This is a genomic window from Streptomyces sp. NPDC001922, from assembly GCF_042891165.1.
In the GTDB taxonomy this organism is placed as follows: Bacteria; Actinomycetota; Actinomycetes; order Streptomycetales; family Streptomycetaceae; genus Streptomyces.
In genome coordinates this window covers 1-17,350 of the sequence record NZ_JBIASV010000023.1, presented here as the reverse complement: position 1 = coordinate 17,350, position 17,350 = coordinate 1, and the positions used below count along the sequence as shown (strand labels likewise).

Sequence of the window (17,350 nt, the reverse complement as noted above, 5' to 3'; positions counted from 1 at the left end):
ACTGTCCTTGCGGCTGCCGGGCATTCGGAATCCGAACAGGTACGTCTGCCGGAAGCGGCGACAGCCGGTCGGGCTGCCGCCCGCTGATGCCTGGAAGCGGAACTACGGCCGTGGCGCCCGGGGCCTACAGGACGACTCCCGGGTCTGTCCGCCCCAGGTGGTCGGGCAGTTGGCCCTGCTTCCCCTGCTGTCTCGGACGTTCACCCGTGAGCATGCCCAGCGGATCGCCGACCGCTCGTTCCCCGAGATGGCAGAGGTCCTCGACGCCGTCGAGAGAATCCGCGAACGACGCGGTCTGAGTGCCGGCTGGCGGTTCAGCGTGACGGAGGTGATGATGCTGGCGCTGGCGTCCCGGGAGGCCGGAGAGCGTCTGGTCGACGAGTACGTCATCGCCGAGCTGCCGCGGATGCGGCCCGCGGTCGCCTCAGTGCTCAAGGAGGCCGGACTGCTGCGGCGGCGTCTCGGCTCTGGCCTCGCCCAGTCCGCCTACCAGCGCGAATGGCGCCATATGGTGTCCTGCGAACACTGCCTTGCCTGGGCCGGAGACGCCAAACCACTCTGCGACTGCTGCCGCGAGTGGGCCCGTCACCCAGGCCGGACGACCTCCCCTTGCGAGCGCTGCGGCCGGACCTGGCCGCTCAAGGACGGGAAGTGCCGCTTCTGCCACCAAGTGCTCTACGAGCACCTCGGCGACGGACCCGTGGTCGAACAGCTCTGGTACGGCGGATACGCCCCCGGCCTCAACAACGCCCGGCCCGGCGACTACGGCCGCGACAAGGGCCGCCGTTCCGTCCTTCGGAGAGAGAAGATCGCCCGGGAGAATCCCCGCGTCCGCTCCGCGATGCTCGTCAGCCCCAGACAACTGGAACTCTTCCCGATCTCGGCCTCGACCCATACTCGCCAGTGGGCCCGCCTGAAGGACATGCGACTGCCCGCCCTCACCCCACAAGCATCCCAACTCGTTGAGGCATTCTGGACGTTCGCCAAGGAACAGCAGTGGACAGACATGGCCCGAGCCGTCAACCTGCGGACCCTGCGGTTCCTCGCCGCCTGGCTCGGCGTCGACGCCCCCCTCCACGAGGCCGACGTCCGAGAAGTCGCCCGGTTCGGATCCAGCTGGAGCGGTCGACGCGTCGTCCCCTTCCTCAGCAAGCGCGGCCTTCTCATCCCGCTGGAGCGGACCGACCCCGAACAAGCCGCCGTCGAGCGGCTCCTCGACACGATCCCCGATCACCTACACGGCGAGGTGAAAGTCTAGGTCCGCGTCATGCGGGGAGAAGGCCGCCGCCCCTCCCCGGCGATGGACTGGACCACCATCCGCCGCTATTCCCACTACCACGTCCCCGTCCTGCAGAACTGGGGCAAACGGATCGACAGCCTCCGCGAGATCACACCAAAAGATGTCGAAGACGCCGTCACCGCACACACCGGCAATCCCGCCCATGGCGTCCACGGCGCCTTGCGATCGCTGTTCCGGGCCTTGAAGCGAGAGCGGGTCATCTTCCGGGACCCGGCCCGCAACGTGTCCACCACCCACGTGAACCGCACGCCGCGACGGATTCCGTCCGACCGCCTCGCCGGCCTGCTGGACAGGGCGCCGACCGCGATGGCCAAGGCCGTCGTCGCCCTGGTCGCGATCCACGCGCTGGGATCGACGGAGATCCGACGCCTGCACCTGACGGATCTCAACCGGTCGGCCGGTCGACTCATCGCTCGACGTCGTGGCGACAAGCACACCGTCTACCTGGACGAGCTGACCCTGGAGCTTCTCACCGACTGGCTCCGCGAACGCTACGAGCGCTGGCCCCACAGCACCAACCCACATCTGTTCGTCACGCAGGTCACCGCCCTCGGCCCAGACGGGCCACCGGTCGCCAAATACGGCGTCCAGCCGATCTTCACTCAACTTGACTGCCAGCCCCAGAAGTTGAGGATTGACCGGATCCTCGACGAAGCACACGAGACTGCCGACCCCGTCCACCTGATGCGCGTCTTCGGGATCGCACCCGACACCGCGATGAAGTATGTCAAGGCCGCCCACCCGCACCGCTTCATCAAGGACCCCACCCAGGCGTGACGAGCTGGCTGGTTCGCGGCCCCGCTTGTCACTCAGCGATGGGCCCGCCGACGTGGGTCAGCACGTTGTCGGCCAACTCCTTGGGGGACAGCTCGCCGTCCTGGAACAGGGTGTCGCTGGGCAGCGTGTCCATTGCGACCGTGCATGCCTCGATCTTGGCCTTGCACCACTCCGGACCCGTTCATCCTGCTCGGGTCGTCTGGAGTGAAGCTCCGTCCGTCGATCCGCTTCCTCAAGACCTCCTCGGAGACCTGCTTGGCGGGAAGTGGTATGGATCCACGACGAACACAAGGACGGCAGGCAGGCCATCGTCCAGGTCTGGGGAGACCTGCCCGGTCCGAACAAGCAGACGTTCGCCGATGGTGAAGCCGGAGGTGTCGGGGAAGGGTCCCCGTCCACGAGGGTCCTGTTCAACCTCAAGGAATGCAAGCCCTACAAGTACCGGGTCTGTACTGGCAAAGACATCTACCACCCGAAGCACTGCAGTCGCATCAGGAAGACGTACAGCTGAGCCCTCGGCCCAGCCGGCCCGAGGCTGCCGCCTCATCCCTGCGGGCTCACCGACCGCAGCAGCAGTGCGGCCAGCGCGTGTTGAATAGCTCGCGGCCGTCTCGTCGCACAGCCATGCCCGGCGTGCCGAGACGGCTTCGTGATGCGGACGCCGCCGTTCATCTTCGCCGCTTCCCGGGCGGCGACCAGGCCCTGGCGCGCGACGTCGACCCCGCTCAGCTCGGTCATGCGATCACCACCCCGGCCGTGCCACCGTCCAGCGAGCGGCGTGCACAGGCCGCCGCCGGTCCGCCCACGGCACGGGGGCGACGGAGAGCTGGAAGACACCCTCCTGCACGGCCTGGCCTTCGCCTGGGGCGCCCGCCACCGTCTGCATCGGTGAACAACCAGCGCCGTCGGCGGGCTCCTCACCGCCGCGTATCCCACGGCTTCACCAGTGTGGCCCCGGTCCGGTCATCCCGGATCGGGGCCGCGCTGTTTTCACAGGGTAGGGCGCCTGCGCGGGAGAACTGCTCTCGCCTACGTGGGCGCGGTTCCAGCAGCGTTCCGCAGGGCTGAGCGTGCGGTGCCGGCGTCGAGGAGGAGCGCGAACTCCCTGAACGCGATCTGCATGACGTCCTCGGGCTGTCGACGATCAAGTTTTTCCCCGGGTTGGGCGGTTTGAGCGTCATGTAATTCCCCATCCCGCATTCTCCTAATTGGCCATGGGTAGCGCGGAGGTCGGGATCGAGGGACCTGGTCGTCGCGGAGCTGCTCATGTTCCTCGTTCCGTGGTTCGGATGGCCGATGGGCAGCCCGGATGGCGAGGAGAACGTTCGTCGTGGTCGACATCACCGAGATCTACGTCCACTGGTACGCGGGCCGCTCGAAGAGCGAGCTGGCCGCGTCACTGGGGGTGGACCGCAAGACCGTCAGGAAGTACCTGATCCCGGCGGAAGCCGCCGGGATCAGCCCGGGCGGCCCGCCGATGAGCGAGGCCGACTGGTCAAAGCTGATCAAGGAGTGGTTCCCCGGCCTCATCGACAGACGACTCAGGCAGGTGACCTGGCCGGACATCGACCAGCACCGCGACTACATCAAGAGCCTGCTCGGGACGGTGACTGTTTCGACGATCCACCAGCGCCTGCGTGACGAGCACAAGCTGCAGGTGTCGATCTCCTCGTTCCGCCGCTGGGTTCATGCGACGCTGCCGGACGAAGTGGCGAAGTCGCAGGTCACCGTGTTGCGCGACGAGATCGAGCCCGGCTCGGAGGCTCAGATCGACTACGGCTTCCTCGGACAGTGGATCGATCCGCGGACCGGCAAGCGCCACCGGGTCTGGGCGTTCGTGATGGTCCTGCCGTGCTCGCGGCACATGTTCGTCCGCCCGGTGCTGCACCTGGACCAGCATGCCTGGACCGAAGCGCACGTCGCGGCCTTCCGATACTTCGGCGGCGTCCCGCGCCGGCTCGTCCCGGACAACCTGAAGACCGGCGTCGACAAGCCCGATCTCTACGACCCGAAGATCAACAAATCCTATGCCGAACTCGCCACCCACTACGGCGCGTTGGTCGATCCGGCCCGGGCGGCGAAGCCCAAGGACAAGCCCCGGGTCGAGCGGCCGATGCCCTACGTCCGCGACTCGTTCTGGCGAGGCCGGGAGTTCACCTCGATCGAACACATGCAGGCCGAGGCCACGACCTGGAGTCAACAGGTCGCCGGGCGGCGGAAGTGCCGGCCGCTGGGCGGGGCCGCCCCGATGACCGTGTTCGACGCGTTGGAGGCGGCAGAACTGCTGCCCCTGCCACCCACTCCATTTGTGCTGGCCCGCTGGTCGACGGCCACGGTCGGCCCGGACATCCACATCAAGGTCGGCCGCACCCTCTACTCGGTGCCGTGGAAGCTGATCGGCCGCAAGGTCGATGTCCGCTCCACAGCCACGATGGTGCAGGTCTTCCACGAAGGCCAGCTCGTCAAGACTCACACTGCCCTTGACCAGGGGAAACGCACGGACAAGAGTGACTATCCGCCGGAGAAGATCGCGTTCCAGATGCGGACGCCGGTCTGGTGCCGCAGCCAGGCGTCCGAGGTCGGCGACGCCTGCCGCGAGGTCGTCGACCACCTGCTGGAGGTCAACGTCCTCTATCGGCTCCGCGCGGCCCAGGGGGTTCTCGGGCTGCGGAAGAAGTACGGCGAGATGCGGCTGGAAGCCGCCTGCGCGAGGGCCATCGCGGTCGGCGAACCCGTCCTACCGCACCATCAAGGGCATCCTCATCGCCGGCACCGAGACTGACCCAGAGCCCGAGACCAGCGGAGACGCCGGAGCCGCGGCCTTCCTCCACGGCCCCGCCCGGCTCTTCGCCACCGTTCCGACCCCCGACATGACGGGCGACGACCACGACGACCAGCTCCACGACGAAGCCGAGGTGGAAGCCCGATGACCGTGATGGACGCCGCCCTGCGAGAGTCGCTCAAAGCTCTGCGACTGTCCGGCATGCTGGAAACCCTCGACGCCCGCCTCGCCCAGGCACATGGCGGCGAGCTCGGCCACCTGGACTTCCTCCAGGTCCTCTGTCAGGACGAGATCACCCGCCGCGAGACCGTCGCCTTCCAACGACGCCTGCAGCGAGCGAAGTTCGAGCAGCAGGTCACCCTGGAAGAGTTCGACTTCACCGCCTCGTCGAAACTGCCCGCCGCCCAGATCCGCGATCTGGGAGCCTTGCGCTGGCTCCACGCAGGCGAGTCGGTCATCCTCTTCGGCCCCGTCGGAGTCGGCAAGACCCACATCGCCCAGGCCCTCGGCCACCTCGCCGTCCGCCAGGGTGCCCACGTTCGCTTCGCCAAGACCAGCCGCGTCCTCGCCGACCTCGCCGGCGGCCACGCAGACCGCACCTGGGAGAAACGGATCCGCGAGCTTGTCCGTCCCGACGTCCTCATCCTCGACGACTTCGCGATGCGCCAGCTGTCCGCAGCACAGGCCGACGACCTCTACGAACTCGTATCCGAGCGGCAGGGCCGCTCGCTGATCATCACCAGCAACAGGGCGCCCAGCGACTGGTATCCCCTCTTCCCCAACCCCGTCGTCGCCGAGTCCCTCCTTGACCGGCTCATCAACACCAGCCACCAGGTCATCATGAACGGGCCCAGCTATCGTCCGAACAAGCGCCCCAAGAACCCCATCGACAAGCCCGGTAAACCAATCACCTAGCAGGAGGCGAGAAGGTCGGCGAGGATGCCTGCTGGGTCGTGCAGCAAGCGGGCGCCATCAGTAACGACGCGCTGTGTTCCAGGATCGACGGGATCGATCTTTGCCCAGGTCGGAGAGCCGATGCCCATCTCAACTTCCAGGCCAGAGGCCGTGGAATAGCGTCGTTCCGTGATCGCTCCCCACGACTGAGCGCGGATCAGTTCGCCCAGCCCGAGCTCCATGGCCCAGGCGTCGTCGAGGAGATATCGGGACTCGTCCGTGGTGAGCAGAACGATGTCGATGTCGGAGTCGGGTCGCGCAGCGTTGCGAGCACATGATCCGACCAGAAGCAGACCGACGATGTCTTCGCGACCCCTCGCCCAGCGGGTGACGCGACCGATGACCTCGGCGATCTCGGCGATCCGCTCCGGCGACAGCGCAGCTGGAAAACTCGCAGCCTGATCGTCACGAACCACCGTAATGCCCCTTGCCATAGTTGGTGCCTGGCCATGCTACGGCGTTTCAGGACCTGGGGAATTACGTGAACTCAGCCCTGGGGAAATTCGTGAGCGTCCACACCGAGGTCGGGCCAGCGGCCGAAGGGACCGCTCGGCCGCTCAGGGGTGGCGCCCAGGACGCCGGGACCCTTGGTGCGGTGCAGGGGGCAGCGTGATCACTCCGGCCACCCTATGCGGCAGCCGACCGGGAGGAGAGCGGATGACGCGGGATGCCGGCGCCCTCTATCGAAGGCCCGACGGGCGGGTCGAGCCCGCGGGGAACGACACGTTCGTCCATGGGCTGGCGGAGCGCCGCGTGGCGGTAGCCATTGCCCGGCCGGTCCCGGCGTCCCAGACGGCGTCCAGGGCCTGTCCATCGCCGACGATCCAGGCCTCGACCGCGGCGTGCCACACGCCGTGAACCTTGGTGTTGCGGGTCTCCAGCACCAGCGGCGAGCGGGAAGACTGATTTCGCCATGTCCTCGCTGTCCGGGATGCCGTCCGGACAAGGCCCTGACCAGCCCGGACAACCTCCAGGTTGTCCGGGACACGGTCAACGCGTGGAACGTCACCCGAAGAGCTGCCACTGTCAGCACCGAGGCGGTCTCAAGAGGGTTCGGCCCACCGGTGACACCCATGTGGGCATCGAAGCGGATCCGCCCACGAGTTGGTCTCACTGCACGGTCGAGAACGCAGCGAGGCTGACGACCACACGCAGCAAGGCCGCACAGTCCTGTCGCCGGCGCGGCGACGAGTCCATGAACGAGACCAGGGAGAAGCTGTGAACATCCGACGCATCCTCACGGGCAGTGCCCTCCTCGCCGTACTGGCGGTGCAGCCCATGGCCGCGAACGCCGCCTCCGCCGCACCGGCGGAGGCAACCGCGAGCACGGCGAACGCAGCACCCGACTGTCAGCGGTGGCCCGACTCCAACACCTTCGGCACCTACTGCAGCTACGCAGACGGCAACCGCTACTTCCGGGCCATGGCGAAGTGCAAGAACGGCCGGACCGTGCCCGGCCAGTGGAAGCGGGTCGGCAGCGGCACCTGGTCCTACGCGTACTGCACCTCGGTGAACTCTTCGCTCTCCTATGGATGGGCCGAGATCGGGAACTGACCTCCATCAGGGGCAAGAGGGGGCCTCGTCAGCGCCGGAAGCGTGGCTCCGGCGGCGGCAGCACGAGGCTACGCCCATGGGGTTACCGTGATGGCGAACGGCCCGGAGTCAATTGGAGTGACTCCGGGCCCTTCGCCTGTGCGGGTGGGGTGTCAGGCGGCCCAGCCGACGGAGGAGACGAAGGTGTAGCCGTCCCAGTCGGTGCCGAGGGCCTGGATGATCTCGTCCCAGATCGCGTCCAGCTCCTCACGGTCGCCGGCGATCCAGGCGTCGACCGCGCGGTCCCAGATGCTGCCGCGGACGTTGATGTCGCGCGTCTCCAGATCGCGTTGGTGGCGGCGGTCGACCTGGGACTGGTCGACCGGGTCGATCTCGATGCGGGTGCCGCGGCCGCGGTTGTTCAGCCGGCGCTTGAGGTCGGCGACGACGTTGCGGCGGCGCAGGTCCCAGTAGGCGGCGTCCAGACGCGCGAGGTTGGCCCGGGTAGGGGTGCGTTCCTCGGCGAGCCAGGCGATCAGGGTCCGGGGCCGGACATGGATGCCCGCACGGTCCATCGCCTCATACCCCGCGTCGGAAGCGGTGAGGTAGCGCAGGCGGGCGGCCAGGCCCCGCTCGGAGTCCACGGGTGATTCGATGCCGGTGACCATGCGGTCGAGGCCTTCGGCCAGCGCGGCCCAGCCGGGCAGTCCGCGGGCCCGGTAGGCGCCCAGGTTCCTCCAGCGGCCTTGTGCGGTGCCGGCCATCAGCGGCTCACCCGCCCGACGGTGTATTCACCCGAGGCCTTGGCGTCGCTGTGCTTGATCTTCATCTGGGCGACGCTGCGGCCCTCGGAGAAGACGGTGCGCCAGTCGCCGGTGACGTGCAGCTCGTCGGTGCCCATCATCGCGATGACCTCCAGCCCGGCCTGATGGGCCTTGTACGCCTGGCCCCAGAGGTTGGCGTAGGCCTGGCTGTGGATGATGTGCATCCAGTCGGGGCGGACCATGTCCCGGTTGTGGATCGACTCGCCCATCGTGGAGATGAACTTCGAGTACATGGCCTTGATGTACTCCGCGGTGACGGTGTCCTCCCGGGCGATGGCGTCCTCCCGCGCGGCGGTGAGGGTCTTGCGCAGCGCGTCGAGGAAGTTCTCCGTCGCCCCCGACGTCCACGACTCGTGAATTTCGGGCGCCTCGGCCAGCCCGTACTTCGGCCCGGACAGACGCATAAGGAGCCGGAGGGTGGCGTCGGTGACCCACAGCGTGCCGGGCTCATCACGGTCGCCGAGAGGGTCGGGCAGATGCGGATGGCGCCAGCCGGCGGGGGTGATCAGGTGAACGCCCCGAACGCTTGGAGTCCACGCCTTCGGCGCCGGTGGTGTGCTCCAGCTTGCCGATCGGCAGCCAGCACTTCAACGCGGAGAGGTAGGCGGCGTTGACGTCCAGGGCGGTCACCGCGATGTCCCCGCCGGCCTTGAAGGAGTAGCCGGGGTGACGGAAGTTGGGACGGGCCTCCCAGATCTGGTCCGGCTCCTTCTTCGAGGGCTTGTGCAGGATGTCCGGCAGGGCCGGGTAGGCGGTGTAGGTGTAGCAGGGCCGTCGCCCGCGTCTCCTCGAACATCGTCATGACGTCGGGGATCGCGCGCTTGACCAGGGCCTTCAATGCGGCCTCAGTGTCGCCCTTCGCGCGCTGAAGCTCCTCATCGACCGCGCGGGCGATCAGACCGGTGGTCTCCGCCTGGGCACGAGCCGCCGACTTCGCACGGCGCTGCGGACGCGACGGCACCGGCACCGGAGACGGAGACTGAGCCGGAGCAGCCGGAGCCGGTGCGGGAGCCGCCGGAGCATGGGAAGGCGAGGACGGGGCGGGAGGCGAGGCGGGCGCCGGGGTCTGGGTGAGCGAAGCCGGAGCAGCCGGGCCGGGGTGGCTGCCGCAGGGAGTGTGCCGGGGCCGGGTGCCGGGGCCTCAGCAGCGGGGGCGGGGGGCTGGCACATGGCACCGACGTGCAGGGAACGGCCGCGTCGGTGGCCTTGAACGGGGTCACGGCGCCGCAGCGGACACACGGCCCGGGCTCAACCCTGAACAGCCCTGCCCTCCGCGTCCCGCGCCGTCTGCGGCTCAGCGAACGCGTGCACCGCGGACTCGTGCGGGACCGCGCCGGGCGCTTCGGCGGGGGCGGGGTGAAGCTGGGCCAGGCCCTCCAGGAGACGCAGGTACTTCGCCCGCCCGGGCGGCTGCGGAGTACTGGTCCCCTCCTCCCAGTTGGCGATCGTCTGACGGCCCACCCCCACCGCCGCCGCAACCTGAGCACGCGAGAGATCAGCCGCCTGCCGCAGACGCAGCCGCTCCGCCGGCCCCGGCATCCGCGCCGTCAGCCGCGCCTCCTCCAACAAGGCTTCCACGCTGTCGATTTGCTCATCACTCATACCCCCAACCTACACCACACTAGGCAAGAAATGGGAGCAGATTAGGCAGTTATTAGGCATCGTTTTGTTGTTCGACAAGTCCGGGTGAGCACAGGGCCGCGACTGCGGTCTACGGGGGACCTGCTCAACGACGCCGACGGACGGCTGGGCTACCTGGAGCGCCGGGCGGCCCTGCTGCACCGGCTCGTCGACGCACCGGAGACGAGGCATCGCGCTACCTCGCGCAGGACGCCGACGACCGGGCCGGCCGGGCGCGGTCGGTGGCCGAGGCCCTGGCCGAGGAGTGCGGCGACCCGCCGCCCGCACCGCACCGCCAGCCGTAACCGCTGGCGAGGTCATGGGTCCGCCACCATTACGACCAGGGGGTCAGCGCTGGTCAGCAGCCTGGACTGGGTACACGGACCCGTCACGCGTGACGTCTTCGTGTACCCGCTGGGCGCGGTGACGTGCCCGGTGCGCGGCCTGTCGGCAGGCGTGCGAGCAGTAGACCGCGTCTCGGCGGTGTCCGTGGCCGCGGGCGAACCGCCGGCCGCACGCCGGGCACCGGACAATGTGCTGGGTCTCGATGCCCTGGGTGTACCACAGGCCGGTGGCGACGGCCTCCAGGAAGTGCCGGCGCCACCGGCGCTCGGCGGCCTTGCACGCCTTCGAGCAGAACCGGGCGTCGCTGCGGGCGGTGGCCCGCAACGGCTTCCAGCAGTGCGCGCACCGGCGCTCCCGCCCGGCCATGTCTCGACCGTACGCCCGGCCCGGCGGGAATGTACGGGTCAGCGGCGGCCCTCGCCCGGGGCCGTCAGCCTCGCGCGTGCAGGCCAGGGGCCGCCACCGCGGCTGGTATCACGGAGCCGCTGATTCGGTATGGACAACAACGCCTGGCGACCGGTTAGGACGCCACGACATCCCACCCCAGGATCCCGCTCCGGGCCGGGGCAACAGACACCGGATCCGGCTCCTGGGGCAGCGGGCGGGGCCGCCCGTGTCCCGGCCACGGCCGGGGTCGTTGTCCGGGAGACGCGTGCACCGCCCGTCCCCCGGGGAAGCACGCCGAGGGCCCCCTGCTCACGCCTGCCTCGCAGGGGCCCTCACACCAACCCGGCCCGCGCGGAGCACGGCTGTCCTCACGCGGTGCTCCGGGGAACGGAAACCGTACGGGTGACAGCAGGCCCCGGCCCGGCCGTGGCGGCGAGGCCCGGTGGGCAGCCAGGGGGCAGGATGCGATCAGTGGCACGTCCCGGCGACGCGTGCCACACCTGCCCGGCCCGTTCCCTTCCCGTGCGGGCAGAGCCTCCAGGGCGTTCGCCCTGGAGGCTCAAGACCGGACCAGGCCCCAAGCAGCGGCAGGACACGCGCAGCAACGACAGAGCGTCCCGCCGAGCTGCCGCCCTGGGAGCAGGTGGCCGGGGGCCGGGGGCCGGGCCGGCTCAGGCGGTGCTGGTGAAACGATGCGGGGGCCGTCCCGCCACTCAACCCAGCGCGGATCGTCCAGCACCGTCTCGGCATCGAGTCGTGGCACAGGCACCTTCAAGCTCTATGTGTCCGGTCCCTCGCATGTTTCCCTGACCATTTCCTCCCAAGCCTCCACCTCGTCTTGAGCAGCATTCCGCCCGGAGCGGGCGAGCTCCACGCTGTTCTCCTTGACCTTGATCACTTCCGGGGCCGCCCCCGACGCGCGCAGGGCTGCGAGCTCACGCTCCTGTGCGCTCAGACGCTGTTCAGCGGCTGCAGCCCTCCCTTTCGCCCGCTGCAGCCCTGCTCTGGCGCTTCGACATAGCCGCTCACTACCCATCTCCTCAGCTCCTCGCCGCGCAACCGTCGGGTTGGGAGGAATCTCCTAACCCGCTCTCCGAGCAGTCTTTCTTGCTGGTCAGCGCCACACACTTCGAGTCGGCCCTTTGGCCGACTGCATGACGCAGCCGAGCGGCAGCATCTGAGGGGTTCCACGCGGTCCGCATCCATGACTGTCACGGACGTCGAGCAGGCCGCGTAGCGGGACATCGCAATGCCCGACCTGCGCGGCGGCCTGCTCGTCGAGGGCCCGGCAGGGCGCGGCAGTCGGTGAAGTCGACGCGTTCGATCTCCGGCCCATCGGCCATGGTTCGGCTCCTTTCACCGGGGTGGCAGAGCCTGCTATCTCGATCACCGAACGACCAGGGGTACAGCAGGTCAGGGCGTATCGCCGGACCAGTAGAAGCGCCCTGCCTCGCCGGGGCGCGGGTCATACAGCGCGCGGCCGCCGTGGAATTGCCCGAGGTCGGTGGGCAGGGCGGCACCGGCGCCGAGCTCGTCCGTCGTCCAGCCCGTGACGTCCAGGAGCAGCCCGTCCAGCGGACCGCCGACCAGCTCGACGTAGGTCCGCCCGGGGCCCGGGCCGGTGTCGGAGTCGTCATGGTCGTGTCCGTAGACCCGGCCGCGGAGCAGCTGCTGCTCATCGTCGTCGTTCATGGCGTTCAGCGTTTCAGCCGCCACCGACAGCACGTCCCGGGGCGCCGCCGGCCCCGGCCGTGCCGACGTCGGGCCCTCAGGATGTAGCTGGGCTGCTGTCGGATCCGGGTTTCTCTCGGATCGCTACTCGTCGGCCCGCTGGCCGGTCAGCCCTGGGTTGACGGTGGTCGCGGACGTTGACCTGCGGTTGCGACTATCCACATGATCGCTTTAGCACACCTGCGGATGGTCGTATCGGACTGCCAGTGACGGCCTTGGGTGTGATGTGCGTTGCATTAGCTAAGTAGGTGGCACGCCGTCACATTTCCCGGGCCCGGCACCTGGGGGTGTTTCCGCAGGCTGCGGGACTGAGGTGGTCTGCACCTCCAACGCGACACGGCACGCGGTGCCGTGATGGTCTGTCGGTTCCTACCGCTGCCTCTTCTGACTCTGATCGTAGTTGTCGACAACCGCGAGTAGCATGCTCAACACCAACCTTCGTACCGGATGTTGAGACAAGGTTCATGGCGCCCCCGGGCGTCATGAGCATGGGCGTCCGGAGAGGAGGAAGGCCCGGATGGCCTCCGAAAACGGCTCCCACGAGGAGTCCGGCCAGGCGGGCCAGCGCAAGACCGCGATCGTCGTCGGAACGCGAGCGGCCGAGGCCGCCGGCAAGGTGGTCAACGTGGGCAAGGTTGTTCTGCAGGCGGTTTCGGCCCTTGGTGCCGGGCTCCGCGTGTGGGACTTCCTCACGCGCCACTGGTTCTGAGGACTGTGGACCCCGGCCGGGTGGAGCCGACCGGGGCCACGGTCTGCGATTGGTCCGGTAGCTCCGTCCCGCGCCTACCAAGCACTCTGGGGCGGAGCTACCTTCATGTCGCACGTCTTCCGCGCATGCGAGCACGCACACACCGGGGTGTGATCTCTGCATCACGCCTCCCCGGGGAACTCTGCCATCTTCTCTCGCTCCCGGCGAGAAGCGCCATTACTTGCGTCACGCCTTGGGCCCGCCAACTACCGTGGCGAGCCCCTCCTCGTGCCGCATTCCTGAGCTCACCAACTGCGATCAGCCCTTCCTCGTGCCACATCCAACGCACACTGTGACGCACTTCACACCCGTGAGGATGGGATTCCAACTCCCGTCCGAGTCGGGGGAGTCGGAACCAATGGCCAACGCCTCACATTCTGGCATCAATAAGCACCACTGGCCCCACTCGTCCCCGGCGCGATTCCAGATGCACGTGCACCCGTACATACGCCCGGACCGCTAAATGCCATAAAGCGCCATCTAATCCTCTAAGCCCTCTACGACAGCCTGCCTATACCACCCCCCACTGACACAAGTACTGGCTTCCCGGCCATGTCACGGCGGACAGCCGGAGATCGGACCGTCGGCCTGCAGCGCGTACACCTGGCACGGCAATCGTTGCGGTGCCTGCGGTGTTCATGGTGGGTGCCCCTTCTCGGTGCCGGTGGCGCTGCGGCCCCCGTGGCCCGGCCGGGCCACGGGGGTGGTACCGGGTGCCGCGCCCCCGGGGATCCGTGGTCGCTCCGGGGGCGCGGCGGTCTCAGAGCGCCCTGGCGGGCGGGGGTGCGACCTTGGCGAGGTGGTCCAGGCGCTCGTAGAGGGCGTGGAGCAGGCGGGCCCGGTCCTGGGCGCAGCGCGCGGTGCCGTGCGCGGTGACCGTCAGGCGCCGGGCGGCTTCGGCGAGGGCGCGGGCGGGGTGGCCGGCGGGGAGCTAGTTGGCTGCGCGGCGGGCGTCGGCGGCCGCGGCCCGGGCGGCGCCGGTCAGCTGCAGGGCGATCTGCTGGAGGTCCGCGGGGGCCAGGCCGGGGTCGCCGGCCCACGCGAGGACCGCTTCGGCCAGGTGCTCATGGGCGCTGCGGTCGAGGGCGAGTTCGCCTTCGAGGAGTCCGGCGGGGTCGTGCAGGACCGTATACCTGCGGCTCATCGAGGCCTCTGCTCGTCGCTGCGGCCGGGCCGCCGACTGGCGTCGGTTCGTGCGAGGAAGCGGGCAAGGCCTTGCTGAGCACGGACCTGGAGGGCCGGGGAAGGGACACCGTGACCGGGCGGTTGAAGTCCGCGGCCGTATGGAGTGCGAGTGGCAGGCAGTCGTGAGCCCATGTGCCGTCTCCTTGCTGGAGCGTCGGTTCCCTGACGCTACGGAGGCGACGGCCCGGGCTTCAACGAAATTGCGGGGAATTGCGGAGGTTCACTCCAGGGCGTCGAGCGCGGCCCGGATGAGGGCGCGGGCGGCATCACCGTGGACAGCCATGGATGCCAGGCGGTTGAACGCGCGGGCATAGTCGCCCAGTTCACGCGGCTGCCTCACGGCCAGGAGATGGCGGAGCTGACCGCGTATGGCGTCGGGGGCGGCGGTGCGGTAGCGCAGGACGGACTCTTCCATGAGGACGACGTAGCGGTGTCCGCCCTCGTAGAGGAACCGGGAGCGGGTGATGCGGGCGGCGACCGCTTCGGTGACGTCGTTGGGGGTGCCCTGGAACTCGGTGATCTGCTCCATGAGGGCGGTGGCGAAGCCGGGGGGCTGGAAGAAGCCGGGCGGGACGTTGGAGACGTAGACCCGGCAGACGCGGGTGCGCTCGTGCAGGGTGTTCTCGTCCTGCTGGACCTTGCGCATGCCGGTGCGGTGCAGGCGGCGCCACTCCAGGTTCATGGAGTCGACCGCGCGGGCGGTGGCGATCAGGTCCTCGGCCTGGTCGTCCGCATTGCAGGCCGCGCACCAGGTGCGGATATCCGCATCCGAGGGCGGGGCGTCGCCCTTTTGGATGCGGGTGGTCTTCGCGGGGTGCCAGCCGCACCGGGCGGAGAGTTCCTTCCCGGTGAGGCCGGCATCCTTGCGCAGGTGCTGCAGACGCACCGCGAGCGCCTCGCGGGCTCCTTGGCGCTGGACGATGGGGAGGCAGGCATGGGGGCTGCTCAGGGGCCTAGGCGGTGTACTTCTCGTGCGGGACGCCGCGCTCCCACACCGTCTCGAACGCCGTCGCGCACAGCGCGACCGCGGCTGGGTCGGCGGTGCGTTCCTTCCCGTCCATCGCCCAGTCGCCGGTGCCGGTGAAGTGGTGGAACTGCACGACGCGGCCGTCCAGGAGCCAGAAGTCGTTGCCAGGCAGCGAGATGTCGGAGGCACGGCTGCAGGGCAGCCAGCGCACGTCCTCTCCGGCCTGGAGGTTGAGCGGGGTGATGGCGTGCTCATAGCGGATGTAGTCGGTGACCGGCTCGGAGACGATCCGCGCGCGGCGCATCACCAGGCCGCGAGCGACCGCGTCCTTGACGAGCGGCCCGGATCCAGGTTCGGGACGCCGGTGCGCAGGAAGGTCTCGAAGTCCTCCCGTTCGTCGCCGACCGCGTAGACGTCGCGCATCTCCAGATGCACGGCCGTGTGGTGGGTGTCGGCCAGCAGCTCAGCGAACGTCGCGGTGTCCAGCTGCAGCGCGTTCAGCGGCATCACACGCCTCCCTCAGAATCGACACCGTGCGGGCCGGAATCCGGATCACCCGCTTGTGGGCAGGGATCCCCGCCCTGTGGCCGGGCACCCACTGAGTAGAGCCGATCCGGGTCCTGAGGAGTTCATCAGCCTCCTCACCCTGGAGGACCAGATCCGCGCTCTCCTCTTCCACACACCGTCGGCGATCCCTCGCCTCCGGTGTTCGGGTCGATCCCGACGAACCGTAACGTCATGGCACTCTCCCCTGCGACGTGGTTGCGCATAGTTGCGCGCACAGACCGTCCCGCAGGCCGGGACCGGCGTCAAGAGCCTCTGCCCTGCCGGGGACGCGGTGGCGTCCAGCGGGCTGGGAGCGACTCTGGTCCGTACGGGTGAGCACGGGGCCGCGACGGCGGATTGCGGGCACGCAGGCCTCTAGCGTGCGGCCATGGACTCCACTCCGATGCCCGAGCCGCTGCGGCGGGCGATCCACCACTTGGTCTCCGAGGGCGTGCAGAACTGCCAGGAGGTGCTGTGGTACACCGAACCCGACCAGGCGCACACCTGGAAGCGGTCAGCGCCCCGCACCAGCCGGTGCTCCCCGACGCCTCGATCACCGTCGTGTCCGCAGTGGTACAGGCCTTGGGAGATGAGGGGGCCGACGCCCCATGGTCGTCGGCCCCCTCGTTCAGGCAGTCGCCGCAGCGGTTACGGCTTCCTGAGGCCTATGTACTTGGCGTAGACCCAGCCCTTGGTGCCCTTGTGAGCTCCGGTGAGGATCTTGCCGTAGTACCAGCTGGTGCTCTTGGTGGTGTATTCGCAGTAGTAGTAGAACTTCGTGTACTTGGCCAGGTGCCCCTTCGAGGAGTAGTTGCTGCTGGGGCCGGTGCGCAGGCTGGCGTTGCTCTTGAGTACATCGAAGTCGGTGTTGCTGAAGTTCGAGTTGCACTTTGAGGAGCCGACGGCCCCGGCAGCCGGCGCCATGGCCATCGCGCCACTGGCCAGGACGGCGGTCGCGGCGAGGGTGGTCAACCCTCGCCGGAGTAGAGACTGTCGCAAGACGATTCCCTTTCGGGTACAGAGCGCGGCGCATCAACATTCGTTCCGCACCACACAGTTCATGCTGGTCAGCTCGACCATATCCGTGCGGCATCGGCCGACTGTCGCCAGTGGGCGTACTTCACCTACCCTCCACATAGAAGGGCTCCGAGCCCGTGCCGGGTGAGATTCCGCCGAACCCGCCCGCCGACACACCCGCACCCGCCAGGCGAAGAGCTGGCTGGAGGTCATGCGCCCTCACTCCACCAAGCCCATGCACGCACTTCTCATCCAGTCGATCCCTCACTGACAGCCGCTGAGTCGCCACCACGCCGCACCGGTGGTGGGGCAATGCCTACCCGGGAGTTACCCCTCGATCGTGTGCCGGAGCCCGGTGTGTCGGCCTGAGTAAGCTCCCGCCCGACCGGGAGAGGCATGAGCAGGTGGTGCGCACGACGCTGCCCTGGTCCTCACCGCAGGACGTACCGGCCGACGACGTCGCTCAGATCGGTCGCCTCCTCGCCGGGGCCTCGCGGGTGGTCGCCGACGAGGTGCGCGCCAACGCGGACCGACTCCCCCCCCCGTTATGTTCTTCGTGGTCCTGCAAGAGGGCCGCTGGCCTCCGGGCCCGGTATGACTGTTGCCCCCTGTCGAAGGGATGACCTGGGGGGTG

The 17,350-nt window shown here is 68.8% G+C and carries 16 protein-coding genes and 3 pseudogenes; 6 read left to right on the top strand and 13 right to left on the bottom strand.

The genetic code is table 11. From position 1 onward, the window contains the following. The first annotated feature begins 169 nt into the window (after positions 1 to 169). Together ACFYYR_RS31290 and ACFYYR_RS31285 are read left to right on the top strand one after the other, a co-directional pair. Positions 170 to 1,258, top strand: a complete 1,089-nt coding sequence (locus ACFYYR_RS31290) for a hypothetical protein (protein WP_388861179.1) — start codon at positions 170 to 172, stop codon at positions 1,256 to 1,258. Between the two features lie 42 nt (positions 1,259 to 1,300). Next, positions 1,301 to 2,077 (top strand): hypothetical protein, encoded by a 777-nt coding sequence (locus ACFYYR_RS31285; RefSeq protein ID WP_388861176.1) that lies wholly within the window; start codon positions 1,301 to 1,303, stop codon positions 2,075 to 2,077. Between the two features lie 543 nt (positions 2,078 to 2,620). Here ACFYYR_RS31285 and ACFYYR_RS31280 read toward each other — a convergent pair. Continuing rightward, positions 2,621 to 2,815 carry a hypothetical protein gene (locus tag ACFYYR_RS31280; protein ID WP_388861173.1) on the bottom strand — a complete coding sequence of 65 codons (195 nt, stop codon included), beginning with the start codon at positions 2,813 to 2,815 and terminating at the stop codon, positions 2,621 to 2,623. Between the two features lie 592 nt (positions 2,816 to 3,407). Between ACFYYR_RS31280 and istA the strand changes: the two are divergent. Together istA and istB are read left to right on the top strand one after the other, a co-directional pair. Continuing rightward, positions 3,408 to 5,007, top strand: a pseudogene (istA, locus tag ACFYYR_RS31275) (IS21 family transposase). Beyond that, on the top strand, positions 5,004 to 5,774 hold the full coding sequence (gene istB / locus ACFYYR_RS31270; RefSeq protein ID WP_388861171.1) for an IS21-like element helper ATPase IstB: 771 nt from the start codon (positions 5,004 to 5,006) through the stop codon (positions 5,772 to 5,774). The pseudogene istA and the gene istB overlap by 4 nt, the downstream one beginning before the upstream one ends. Here istB and ACFYYR_RS31265 read toward each other — a convergent pair. Further along, complete coding sequence (locus ACFYYR_RS31265) at positions 5,771 to 6,229, bottom strand: nucleotidyltransferase domain-containing protein (RefSeq protein WP_388861168.1); 459 nt, start codon at positions 6,227 to 6,229, stop codon at positions 5,771 to 5,773. The two genes, istB and ACFYYR_RS31265, sit on opposite strands and share 4 nt — an antisense overlap. Before the next feature lie 802 nt (positions 6,230 to 7,031). On the opposite strand from ACFYYR_RS31265, the gene ACFYYR_RS31260 reads away from it, so the two are divergent. Beyond that, a complete protein-coding gene (locus ACFYYR_RS31260) occupies positions 7,032 to 7,367 on the top strand; it encodes a hypothetical protein (protein ID WP_388861165.1) in 336 nt (111 codons plus the stop codon). Positions 7,368 to 7,519: 152 nt separating this feature from the next. Here ACFYYR_RS31260 and ACFYYR_RS31255 read toward each other — a convergent pair whose 3' ends face one another. The 5 genes from ACFYYR_RS31255 to ACFYYR_RS31235 all read right to left on the bottom strand — a co-directional run bounded on the left by ACFYYR_RS31255 (position 7,520) and on the right by ACFYYR_RS31235 (position 12,214). Beyond that, complete coding sequence (locus tag ACFYYR_RS31255; protein WP_388861162.1) at positions 7,520 to 8,110, bottom strand: transcriptional regulator; 591 nt, start codon at positions 8,108 to 8,110, stop codon at positions 7,520 to 7,522. After that, on the bottom strand, positions 8,110 to 8,574 hold the full coding sequence (locus tag ACFYYR_RS31250) for a hypothetical protein (RefSeq protein ID WP_388861159.1): 465 nt from the start codon (positions 8,572 to 8,574) through the stop codon (positions 8,110 to 8,112). Before ACFYYR_RS31250 ends, ACFYYR_RS31255 begins: the two co-directional genes overlap by 1 nt. Positions 8,575 to 9,418: 844 nt before the next feature. After that, positions 9,419 to 9,772, bottom strand: a complete 354-nt coding sequence (locus ACFYYR_RS31245) for a helix-turn-helix transcriptional regulator (protein WP_388861156.1) — start codon at positions 9,770 to 9,772, stop codon at positions 9,419 to 9,421. A gap of 366 nt (positions 9,773 to 10,138) precedes the next feature. Beyond that, the gene (locus ACFYYR_RS31240) at positions 10,139 to 10,501 is read right to left on the bottom strand and encodes a hypothetical protein (RefSeq protein ID WP_388861153.1); all 363 of its coding nucleotides are present in this window, start codon (positions 10,499 to 10,501) and stop codon (positions 10,139 to 10,141) included. A 1,434-nt stretch (positions 10,502 to 11,935) separates the two neighbouring features. After that, complete coding sequence (locus tag ACFYYR_RS31235; RefSeq protein WP_388861150.1) at positions 11,936 to 12,214, bottom strand: hypothetical protein; 279 nt, start codon at positions 12,212 to 12,214, stop codon at positions 11,936 to 11,938. Positions 12,215 to 12,770: 556 nt separating this feature from the next. Between ACFYYR_RS31235 and ACFYYR_RS31230 the strand changes: the two genes are divergently transcribed. Then, positions 12,771 to 12,962: a hypothetical protein gene (locus ACFYYR_RS31230; RefSeq protein ID WP_388861148.1), complete on the top strand. Its 192-nt coding sequence runs from the start codon at positions 12,771 to 12,773 to the stop codon at positions 12,960 to 12,962. A gap of 970 nt (positions 12,963 to 13,932) precedes the next feature. On the opposite strand, the gene ACFYYR_RS31225 is transcribed toward ACFYYR_RS31230, so the two are convergent. From ACFYYR_RS31225 to ACFYYR_RS31200, 6 genes and pseudogenes are all read right to left on the bottom strand, one after another. Then, on the bottom strand, positions 13,933 to 14,145 hold the full coding sequence (locus ACFYYR_RS31225) for a hypothetical protein (protein ID WP_388861145.1): 213 nt from the start codon (positions 14,143 to 14,145) through the stop codon (positions 13,933 to 13,935). Positions 14,146 to 14,406: 261 nt separating this feature from the next. Further along, positions 14,407 to 15,072, bottom strand: coding sequence for a Scr1 family TA system antitoxin-like transcriptional regulator (locus ACFYYR_RS31220; protein ID WP_388861142.1), 666 nt, complete (start codon positions 15,070 to 15,072; stop codon positions 14,407 to 14,409). A gap of 67 nt (positions 15,073 to 15,139) precedes the next feature. Continuing rightward, a pseudogene (locus tag ACFYYR_RS31215) lies at positions 15,140 to 15,660 on the bottom strand (DUF6879 family protein). Beyond that, a pseudogene (locus ACFYYR_RS31210) lies at positions 15,617 to 15,893 on the bottom strand (hypothetical protein). Before ACFYYR_RS31210 ends, ACFYYR_RS31215 begins: the two co-directional pseudogenes overlap by 44 nt. A 181-nt stretch (positions 15,894 to 16,074) precedes the next feature. Beyond that, a complete protein-coding gene (locus ACFYYR_RS31205; RefSeq protein WP_388861139.1) occupies positions 16,075 to 16,227 on the bottom strand; it encodes a hypothetical protein in 153 nt (50 codons plus the stop codon). A 120-nt stretch (positions 16,228 to 16,347) separates the two neighbouring features. Next, positions 16,348 to 16,671 (bottom strand): SH3 domain-containing protein, encoded by a 324-nt coding sequence (locus ACFYYR_RS31200; protein ID WP_388861136.1) that lies wholly within the window; start codon positions 16,669 to 16,671, stop codon positions 16,348 to 16,350. Positions 16,672 to 17,350: the final 679 nt, after the last annotated feature.

Coding starts and splice junctions, on each gene's coding strand:
- istB (WP_388861171.1), top strand. CDS start 5,004: ATGACCGTGATGGACGCCGCCCTGCGAGAGTCGCTCAAAGCTCTGCGA.
- ACFYYR_RS31235 (WP_388861150.1), bottom strand. CDS start 12,214: ATGAACGACGACGATGAGCAGCAGCTGCTCCGCGGCCGGGTCTACGGA.
- ACFYYR_RS31250 (WP_388861159.1), bottom strand. CDS start 8,574: ATGCGTCTGTCCGGGCCGAAGTACGGGCTGGCCGAGGCGCCCGAAATT.
- ACFYYR_RS31240 (WP_388861153.1), bottom strand. CDS start 10,501: ATGGCCGGGCGGGAGCGCCGGTGCGCGCACTGCTGGAAGCCGTTGCGG.
- ACFYYR_RS31230 (WP_388861148.1), top strand. CDS start 12,771: ATGGCCTCCGAAAACGGCTCCCACGAGGAGTCCGGCCAGGCGGGCCAG.
- ACFYYR_RS31285 (WP_388861176.1), top strand. CDS start 1,301: ATGGACTGGACCACCATCCGCCGCTATTCCCACTACCACGTCCCCGTC.
- ACFYYR_RS31245 (WP_388861156.1), bottom strand. CDS start 9,772: ATGAGTGATGAGCAAATCGACAGCGTGGAAGCCTTGTTGGAGGAGGCG.
- ACFYYR_RS31255 (WP_388861162.1), bottom strand. CDS start 8,110: ATGGCCGGCACCGCACAAGGCCGCTGGAGGAACCTGGGCGCCTACCGG.
- ACFYYR_RS31225 (WP_388861145.1), bottom strand. CDS start 14,145: ATGAGCCGCAGGTATACGGTCCTGCACGACCCCGCCGGACTCCTCGAA.
- ACFYYR_RS31280 (WP_388861173.1), bottom strand. CDS start 2,815: ATGACCGAGCTGAGCGGGGTCGACGTCGCGCGCCAGGGCCTGGTCGCC.